Origin of the sequence: Amycolatopsis sp. NPDC023774 (assembly GCF_040639695.1) — a bacterium.
Lineage (GTDB): Bacteria > Actinomycetota > Actinomycetes > Mycobacteriales > Pseudonocardiaceae > Amycolatopsis.
On the sequence record NZ_JBFAAJ010000045.1, the window covers coordinates 35,563 to 43,017 of the forward strand.

Annotated in this window: 12 protein-coding genes; 5 read left to right on the plus strand and 7 right to left on the minus strand. The window is 70.6% G+C overall.

Annotated features, from left to right (window positions below; all coding sequences use genetic code 11):
* The first annotated feature begins 7 nt into the window (after positions 1-7).
* On the plus strand, positions 8-826 hold the full coding sequence (locus tag AB0F91_RS43140) for an SGNH/GDSL hydrolase family protein (RefSeq protein ID WP_360607643.1): 819 nt from the start codon (positions 8-10) through the stop codon (positions 824-826).
* On the opposite strand, the gene AB0F91_RS43145 is transcribed toward AB0F91_RS43140, so the two are convergent.
* The 4 genes from AB0F91_RS43145 to AB0F91_RS43160 form a co-directional block, all read right to left on the minus strand.
* Positions 794-1,399, minus strand: a complete 606-nt coding sequence (locus AB0F91_RS43145) for a TetR/AcrR family transcriptional regulator (RefSeq protein ID WP_360607645.1) — start codon at positions 1,397-1,399, stop codon at positions 794-796. The two genes, AB0F91_RS43140 and AB0F91_RS43145, sit on opposite strands and share 33 nt — an antisense overlap.
* A gap of 21 nt (positions 1,400-1,420) precedes the next feature.
* A complete protein-coding gene (locus AB0F91_RS43150) occupies positions 1,421-1,873 on the minus strand; it encodes an SRPBCC domain-containing protein (RefSeq protein ID WP_360607646.1) in 453 nt (150 codons plus the stop codon).
* Positions 1,870-2,187 carry a metalloregulator ArsR/SmtB family transcription factor gene (locus AB0F91_RS43155; RefSeq protein ID WP_360607648.1) on the minus strand — a complete coding sequence of 106 codons (318 nt, stop codon included), beginning with the start codon at positions 2,185-2,187 and terminating at the stop codon, positions 1,870-1,872. The genes AB0F91_RS43150 and AB0F91_RS43155 overlap by 4 nt, the downstream gene beginning before the upstream one ends.
* A 70-nt stretch (positions 2,188-2,257) precedes the next feature.
* Positions 2,258-2,389, minus strand: a complete 132-nt coding sequence (locus tag AB0F91_RS43160) for a hypothetical protein (protein ID WP_360607650.1) — start codon at positions 2,387-2,389, stop codon at positions 2,258-2,260.
* A gap of 97 nt (positions 2,390-2,486) precedes the next feature.
* On the opposite strand from AB0F91_RS43160, the gene AB0F91_RS43165 reads away from it, so the two are divergent.
* The 3 genes from AB0F91_RS43165 (at position 2,487) to AB0F91_RS43175 (ending at position 3,616) form a co-directional block, all read left to right on the plus strand.
* Positions 2,487-2,756: a hypothetical protein gene (locus AB0F91_RS43165; protein ID WP_360607652.1), complete on the plus strand. Its 270-nt coding sequence runs from the start codon at positions 2,487-2,489 to the stop codon at positions 2,754-2,756.
* A complete protein-coding gene (locus AB0F91_RS43170; protein WP_360607654.1) occupies positions 2,662-3,090 on the plus strand; it encodes an FAD-dependent oxidoreductase in 429 nt (142 codons plus the stop codon). The genes AB0F91_RS43165 and AB0F91_RS43170 overlap by 95 nt, the downstream gene beginning before the upstream one ends.
* Positions 3,091-3,154: 64 nt before the next feature.
* The gene (locus AB0F91_RS43175; RefSeq protein WP_360607656.1) at positions 3,155-3,616 is read left to right on the plus strand and encodes a hypothetical protein; all 462 of its coding nucleotides are present in this window, start codon (positions 3,155-3,157) and stop codon (positions 3,614-3,616) included.
* Here the strand turns inward: AB0F91_RS43175 and AB0F91_RS43180 are convergent.
* The 3 genes from AB0F91_RS43180 to AB0F91_RS43190 form a co-directional block, all read right to left on the minus strand.
* Positions 3,594-4,751, minus strand: coding sequence for a DUF6596 domain-containing protein (locus tag AB0F91_RS43180; protein ID WP_360607658.1), 1,158 nt, complete (start codon positions 4,749-4,751; stop codon positions 3,594-3,596). The genes AB0F91_RS43175 and AB0F91_RS43180 overlap by 23 nt on opposite strands.
* Complete coding sequence (locus tag AB0F91_RS43185) at positions 4,748-5,155, minus strand: YciI family protein (protein ID WP_360607659.1); 408 nt, start codon at positions 5,153-5,155, stop codon at positions 4,748-4,750. Before AB0F91_RS43185 ends, AB0F91_RS43180 begins: the two co-directional genes overlap by 4 nt.
* Positions 5,156-5,266: 111 nt before the next feature.
* Positions 5,267-5,764 (minus strand): pyridoxamine 5'-phosphate oxidase family protein, encoded by a 498-nt coding sequence (locus AB0F91_RS43190; protein ID WP_360607661.1) that lies wholly within the window; start codon positions 5,762-5,764, stop codon positions 5,267-5,269.
* Positions 5,765-6,002: 238 nt separating this feature from the next.
* Between AB0F91_RS43190 and AB0F91_RS43195 the strand changes: the two genes are divergently transcribed.
* Positions 6,003-7,349 carry an MFS transporter gene (locus AB0F91_RS43195; protein WP_360607663.1) on the plus strand — a complete coding sequence of 449 codons (1,347 nt, stop codon included), beginning with the start codon at positions 6,003-6,005 and terminating at the stop codon, positions 7,347-7,349.
* Positions 7,350-7,455 lie beyond the last annotated feature (106 nt).

The following is a 7,455-nucleotide window of genomic DNA, read 5'->3' on the forward strand; positions in this document are numbered from 1 at the left end:
TCCCGTTATGACCAACCGCTTGGTATCCCTGGGCGATTCCTTCACCGAAGGTGTCGGCGACGACGACCCCGCCGTGCCGAACGGCGTGCGCGGCTGGGCCGACCGCGTCGCCGAGGTGCTGGGTGCCCGTGAGCCGGACTTCCGCTACGCCAACCTCGCCATCCGCGGGAAGCTGCTGCCGCAGGTGCTCGCCGAGCAGATCGAGCCGGCGATCGCGATGGAACCGGACCTGGTCACGCTCTACGCGGGCGGTAACGACCTGATGCGCCCGAAGGTCGACATCGACGCCCTCACCGACTCCTACGAGCTCGCCGTCGCCCGGCTGCGCGGGACCGGCGCGCGGGTCGTGCTGTTCACCGGCGTCGACGGGGTCGAGGACGCGCTGTTCCGGCGGATGCGCGGGCGCGTCGCGATCTACAACGAGAACGTGCGCGGTATCGCCGCCCGCCACGGCACGCTGCTGGTGGACATGTGGTCGATGCGGCAACTGCGCGACCGGCGGCTGTGGGCACCGGATCGCCTGCACCTCAACTCCCGGGGCCACCTGGAGATCGCGATCGCGGTGCTCGGCGTGCTCGGGATCCCCCACGACCTCGTCTCGGCCGAGCTGGGGCCGCGCCCGCGCCTGTCGGCCCGCGAGCGCCGCGAGGAGAACCTGCGGTGGAGCCGCGAGCACGCGTGGCCGTGGGTGCAGCGCAGGCTACGTGGCGAGTCGTCCGGCGACACGATGAGCCCGAAGCGCCCGGGGCTGGAGCCGTTCGGGCCAGGCGTTCTCGAGTCAGGCGCTCGCGGGTCAGGCCCCGACGCGCGGAGCGTGCGCGGCTGACAGGGCCGGGCGCAGGCCGTCGAAGAGGATCGCGACCACGCGGTCGCGTAGGGCGCAGTCGGCGCCGATGTGCTCGGCGGCCTTGGCCGTGCCGATGATCACCGGGATCAGCTCGGCCACGGTGAGGTCGGCGCGCACGGCGTCGGCGTCCTGCGCGCGGCGCAGCAGCACCCCGAGCGCCTCCAGCAGGTGGGTGGCGACGTCCGAGCCTGCCTTCGGCACGTGAACGCCGGCGGCGCTGAGGGCTTCGAAGTACGCGTTCTTGGCGCTGGACATCTCGATCCAGCTGGTCAGGAACGTGAAGAACGCGGCGCCGGCGTCGGGCGAGTGCTGCGCGACGACGGCCTCGGCCTCGTCGACGAAGCGGTGCAGCCGCGCGTAGAGCACCGCTTCGAGCAGCGCCTCCTTGGTCGGGAAGTGCCGGAACACCGTGCCGACCCCCACGCCCGCCTCGCGTGCGACCTCTTCGGTCGGGGCGCCCGTGCCTTTGGCCGCGAACACCGTCTCCGCGGCTTCGAGCACTTTGGCCCGGTTGCGCCGGGCGTCGGCGCGCAGCGGTTTGGACTCCGTCACGGTGCCTGATCGTAGCCGGGTTCAGCCGGGCAGCGCGCTGAGCACGCGTTCCAGGGCCCGCGGCACGTGCGAGCGCCAGCCGCCGCCCATGATCCGGCGGGACACGCGCTCGAACTCGTCGTCCGGGTCGAAGCCCTCGTGGCTGAGGAACAGCCGGGTGCCGGTGCCCTCCGGCACGAGCCGCCACGTGACCGTCCACTTCGGACCCCACTTGATGCTCAGCTCGCGTTCGGGGTCGGCCACCAGGACCTCGCACTGCACGGGCCCGCCCGCGAACCCGGCCGCCGGGACGGGCTGGGCGAGCAGCTCGAAGCGGTGTCCCACCACGGGTTTGATGTCGTTGGGGATCGTGAGCCAGCGTTCCAGCAGCTCGGGTTCGGTGAGCGCGCGCCAGACCTTGCGCGCGGGGTGCGGCAGGAACTGGTCGACGTGCACCGCCGTCGGATCTTCCGGGTTCGGCACGGCCTCGGTCACAGGTCCTCCTCGTCGAGCAGGTCACGCAGGTTGGTGAGCTTCGAGCGCCAGAACCGCTCGAACGGGTGCAGCCACGTCGTCACTTCCTCCAGCGGCGCGGCCTGCAGGGAGTAGAGGCGGTTGCGGCCGACGCGCTGCTCGGTGACCAGGCCGGCTTCCCGCAGCACGCGCAGGTGCTCCGACAGGCTGGGCCGGCGCATGTCGAAGCGCTCGGCCAGATCGCCGGCGGCCATCGGACCTTCGAGCAGCAGCCGCAGCACCTCGCGCCGCGCGGGGTTGGCGAGCGCGGCGAAGACGTCGTCGTTGACGGGCACGTCGCTCAGCCTCCCCGGTTGCCGAACGCCGGCCTCGCCTGCGGCTCGGGAACCTTGATCTGCGCCACCATCACGAACCGGCCGGCCGGGCTGTCGCGCGCTCGGCGACGACCTCGAAGCCGAGTTTCTCGACGTGGAAATCGCGGGTTTTCGCCTTCTCGGCCACGGGCACGGTGACGAACTGGATGCGGGTGGCGGTCATGCCACTCACAATATGTAGGATAAATCCTACGTGTCAAGTCGCGGGGCGCTGCGCCAGGGTGGGTGGTCACGGTCGGCCACGGACTCCGAGGGCGCACATGCGCAACGTCGTCATCGTCGGAGCGGGAATCGTCGGGGCCGCACTCGCCGCGGAGCTCGCGGCCGACTTCCCGGTCGAGGTGAAGAAGACGCTGACCGGCTCGACCGGGTACGCGCCCAGGTTCATCGCGCTGTTCAACGAGGCCCGCGTGCTGACCGAGCTGGCGAGGGCCGGTGCCGCGCGCTACGACGAGATCCTGGCCGGGTTCAGCTGCGTCGGCGGCCTGGAGGTCGCGACCACTGTGGACAGGATGCGGGATCTGGAGTGACGGGCGGGCGCCGCCGAAGCCGCCGGCCAGGGTGCCGGACCCGGCGGAGACGGCCGCGTACGTGCCGGCGCTCGTGGATCCGGATCAGTGCGTGGGCGCGGTGCGGTACTCGCAGGACGGCACCGCGCTGGGGCAGGTTCGCACGGCCGCGCTCGTGGACCGGTCGGTCGACGCCGGCGCGCGCTTCCGCTCGGACACCGCGGTGGTCGGCCTGGACGTCGAGGGCGGCCGGGTACGGGCGCGCGAACGGATCGCCGCCGACGACATCGCACTCGCGTGCGGGGTCTGGGGCCGCTCGGCCGCCGCGTCGGCGGGCGCGTGGACCTGCCGCTGATCCCGGTGTCGCACCCCTACGTCTACGGGTAGTTGCACATCGAGGGGCCGGCGAGCCGGATCGTGTGCCCGAGTACCACGGCGAGCGCCTGGGGCGCGGTACCTACGACCACCGTCCGGTGCCGGTCACGCCCGGCGAGTCCGCGGAACAGCCGTGGGTCACCGAGCAGGTCGACCCGCCCATCGCCACCGCGCTCGCGCTGCTGCCCGAGGCCACGCGCTTCGTGCCGGCCGAGCCGCTCAACGGCGGGTTCTCCATGACGCCCGACAACCTTCCGCTGCTGGGCGCGGTCGAGCACGTCGCGGCGCTGTGGCCGGCCGAGGCCATCCAGGTCACGCACGCCGCCGGGTCGGCCGCGGCGCTGGCCGTGTTGCTGCGCGGGGAAGACCCCGGTGTGCCCACCTCGACACGCTGCGCCGCTTCGCCGGGCAGGACGGCGACGACCTCACCCGCCGCGCGCTCAAGCTCCACCGCGACAGCTACGCGACCGCCTGACCGCCGGTTCACTCGCGCAACAGGGCGTTGAGGCGCGCGGCCTGCCGGGTGAGGTGGTCGCGTTCTGGCAGGTTGGGTGCGGCCGCGGCGGCTTCGGTGTAAAGCCGGGCCGCGGTGGCGGGGTCGCCGTCGCGTTCGTGGAGGTACGCCAACGCCGCGGTGTAGCGCGGCAGGGTGGGGTCGAGCTCCGCGAGCGCGGCCAGGCCCGCGCGGGGACCGTCGGCCTCCCCCACCGCGACGGCCCGGTTGAGCCGGGCCACCGGGCTGCCGGTGAGGCGCACCAGCTCGTCGTACCACTCGACGATCTGCACCCAGTCGGTCTCCTCGGCCGACTGCGCGTCGGCGTGCAGCGCGGCGATCGCGGCCTGGGCCTGGAACTCTCCCAGCCGGTCGCGCGCGAGCGCCGCCTGCAGGATGCCGACGCCCTCGGCGATCAGGCCGGTGTCCCACTGGCTGCGGTCTTGTTCGGCCAGTGGGACCAGCCGCCCGTCGGCGCCGGTCCGCGCCGGGCGGCGGGCGTGGTGCAGCAGCATGAGGGCGAGCAGGCCCGCGACCTCCTCGTGGTCGATCCGGGCGGCCAGCTGGCGGGCGAGGCGGATGGCCTCGGCGGCGAGGTCGATGTCGCCGGAGTAGCCCTCGTTGAAGACCAGGTACAGCACCCGCAGCACCGTGGCGACGTCACCGGCCTGGTTCAGGCGCACGCCCGCCACGGTCTTCTTGGCCCGGGTGATGCGCTGGCCCATCGTCGCCTCGGGTACGAGGTAGGCCTGCGCGATCTGCTTCGTGGTCAGGCCGCCGACCGCGCGCAATGTCAGCGCGACGGCCGAAGCCGGGGTCAGCGACGGGTGCGTGCAGAGGAAGTACAGCTGCAGCGTGTCGTCCGCGACCTCGGCCGGGCCGGGTTCGGGCTCCTCGTCCGCGCGCAGCTCACGGTTGCGCCGCGAGGAGTCGGCGCGCGCGGCGTCGAGGAACTTGCGCCACGCGACGGTGACCAGCCAACCCTTCGGGTCGCGCGGCGGGTCGCCCGGCCACACGCGTACGGCCTCCACCAACGCTTCCTGCACCGCGTCCTCGGCCGCCGCGAAATCCGCTCCGCGGCGGCCGAGGATCCCGATCACGGTGGGCGTCAGGGTCCGCAGCACCGTTTCGTCCACCGACGTCGTCATTCGGTGATGGCGGGGCACTCGCCGTAGAACGGGCGCACCTCGAGCCACTCCTGGGTCGGCTTCCCGCCCGCACCCGGTGACGCGGACAGCTCGCCGGCGAGCTCGATCGCGCGCTCGTGGGTCTCGACGTCGATGATCACCCAGCCGGCGATGAGGTCCTTGGTCTCCGCGAACGGCCCGTCGGTGACCGGCGGCCGGCCCTCGCCGCCCGAGCGGACCCACGTGCCTTCCTGCGAGAGCGCCTGGCTGTCCACGAACTCGCCGGTGCTCTCGAGCTTGGCCGCGAAGTCGCGCAGGTACTGCATGTGGGCCGTGACCTCGTCCGGGGTCCACTGGTCCATCGGCACGTCGTTGCCCGCGGACGGCGCGCCGCGGTAGTGCTTGAGCAGCAGGTACTTGGCCATCGTCGTTCTCCTTGGTGTGGTCCGGGCCCATTCTGGCCGGGTTCGGTACGGGGACGCAGCCGTTCGCGGGTTCTCGACATCCCGCGGCGGAACTTTTCCCGGGTGGGGTGTTCAGGCTTGCTGACGCGCGGCGCGCTGCTTGACCAGCTCTTCGACGGCGCTCGGCAGGGTCTTCTCGAAGTCGATGAGCTTCACCCACGTCGGGGTCACGACGATCCGGACCATGCCGTCGTAGAGCGAGCGGATCTCGGCCTCCCACTCGACCCGCTGCTCGGCGGTCATCTCATAACTGCCGTTCATCTGCAGGTACTCCTCGGGGATCCCGTCGACGACGTCGAGCTCGGCGTGGCCCCGCACCAGCAGGATCTTCGGCGGGTGCACCTCGGTGTCGATCGTGAGCGCCACCATCGGGTTGGCGCGCAAGGCAGGGAGCTTCGGCGCGTTCTTGGTGGTGCACATGACGATCTCGGTGCCGTTCCAGGTGAATCCGATCGGCACGGTGCGCGGCGTCCCGTCCTTCGCGACGTAGGCCAGGCGGGTCAGGTCGCGCGCCAGCAGCTGCTGGCTGAGCGGGCGGTTGAGGATCTCGGTGATCTCGTGCTGGTCCACGGGGTTACTCCTTGGCGAGGTTCGGTCTGTGTTCGGTGCGGGGACGGAGCCGCGCACGGGTTCCCGACTTCCGGTCGTGAAGTTTCCGGAACAATCGCAGACCGTGGCTTGTCGGGCGGAATACGGCCACAAAGGGTGACGGGACGAAACGACTTTCCCGTATCGTTCGTCAGGAATCGCCGAACCAGTGCAAGTGCCTCACACTATTGAGTGACGCCAGTCACGAGAGGTGTGCATCATGGTTCTAGGCGACAACGAAGTCACCAAGTCAGTCGCAGCGTCCTCCGGAGACCGTCGAGTCCAGGTGCGGCGGGCGGCGCTCGCCGGGTCGATCGGCACGACGATCGAGTGGTACGACTTCTTCCTCTACAACACTGCCGCGGCGCTGGTCTTCCCCCACCTGTTCTTCCCCGAGTCGACCGGCTACGCGGGCGTGATGCAGTCGTTCGCGACCTACGCCGTGGGGTTCGCCGCACGGCCGGTCGGTGCGGCGATCTTCGGGCACTGGGGTGACCGGCTGGGGCGCAAGGCGACGCTCATCGTCACGCTGCTCCTGATGGGTTTGGCGTCGGCACTCGTGGGGGTGCTGCCGGGCACCGCGTCGATTGGGATCGCGGCTCCGATCATCCTGGTGCTGCTGCGCCTGGTGCAGGGCATCGCGATCGGTGGCGAATGGAGCGGATCGGTCCTGCTCGCGATGGAATGGGGCGATCAACGCCGGCGAGGGCTGCTCGCGAGTTTCGCCCAAGTCGGTGTGCCGGTCGGGCTGGTGCTGGGAACCGGTGGCATGACGCTGCTGTCGGCCACGCTGTCGCAGGAGGACTTCGACTCGTGGGGCTGGCGGATCCCGTTCCTGCTGAGCCTGGTGCTCGTGGTCATCGGTCTCGTGATCCGGTTGCGGATCCTCGAAACACCGATGTTCGCGGCGGTCGTGGCGAACAAGAAGACGTCGAAGGCACCGGTGAAGGACGCGGTGCGCCACCACTGGCGGGAAATCCTGCTCTCGGCCGGTCTGCGCTTCAGCGAGCAGATGCCGTTCTACCTGTTCACCAGCTTTGTGCTCGTGTATGTGGTGCAGCGCCCGGAGTTCAGCAAGACGTTCATCCTCAACGCCGTCCTCGCCGGCGCGTTGGTGGAGCTGGTGCTGATCCCCGTGTTCTCGCAGTTCTCCGACCGCATCGGCCGAAAGCGCGTGTACCTCACCGGCGCGGCGCTCACGGCGGTGATCGCGTTCCCGTACTTCACGATCCTCAGTCACGGCGGGCACACGCTGATCTTCGCGGCGGTGATCGTGTCGCTCGTCGCGCACGCGATGCAGTACGGACCGCAGGCCGCGCTGATCGGCGAGAGCTTCCCGACGCACTTGCGCTACGGCGGCGCCGGCCTCGGGTACCAGCTGGCGTCGGTGTTCGCGGGCGGGCCCGCACCACTGCTGGCAACGTGGCTGCTACACCTGACCGGTACGCCGTACTCGGTGTCAATCTACATCGTGTTGTCCGCGGTGGTCACGATCCTGTGTGTGATCGCGCTGCCGGACCGGTCGAAGGCGAACATCGACGACGTGAGCGTCTACGCGCGTCGTTAGCGACTAAAAAAGGCTCTTCGTAGTGATGTGTGGGTGGGTTTGCCCTGGTAGCAGTAGGGCACGTCGTTGCTGGGTCTAGGTTTCTGAGCTGTCGAGGAACAGAAAC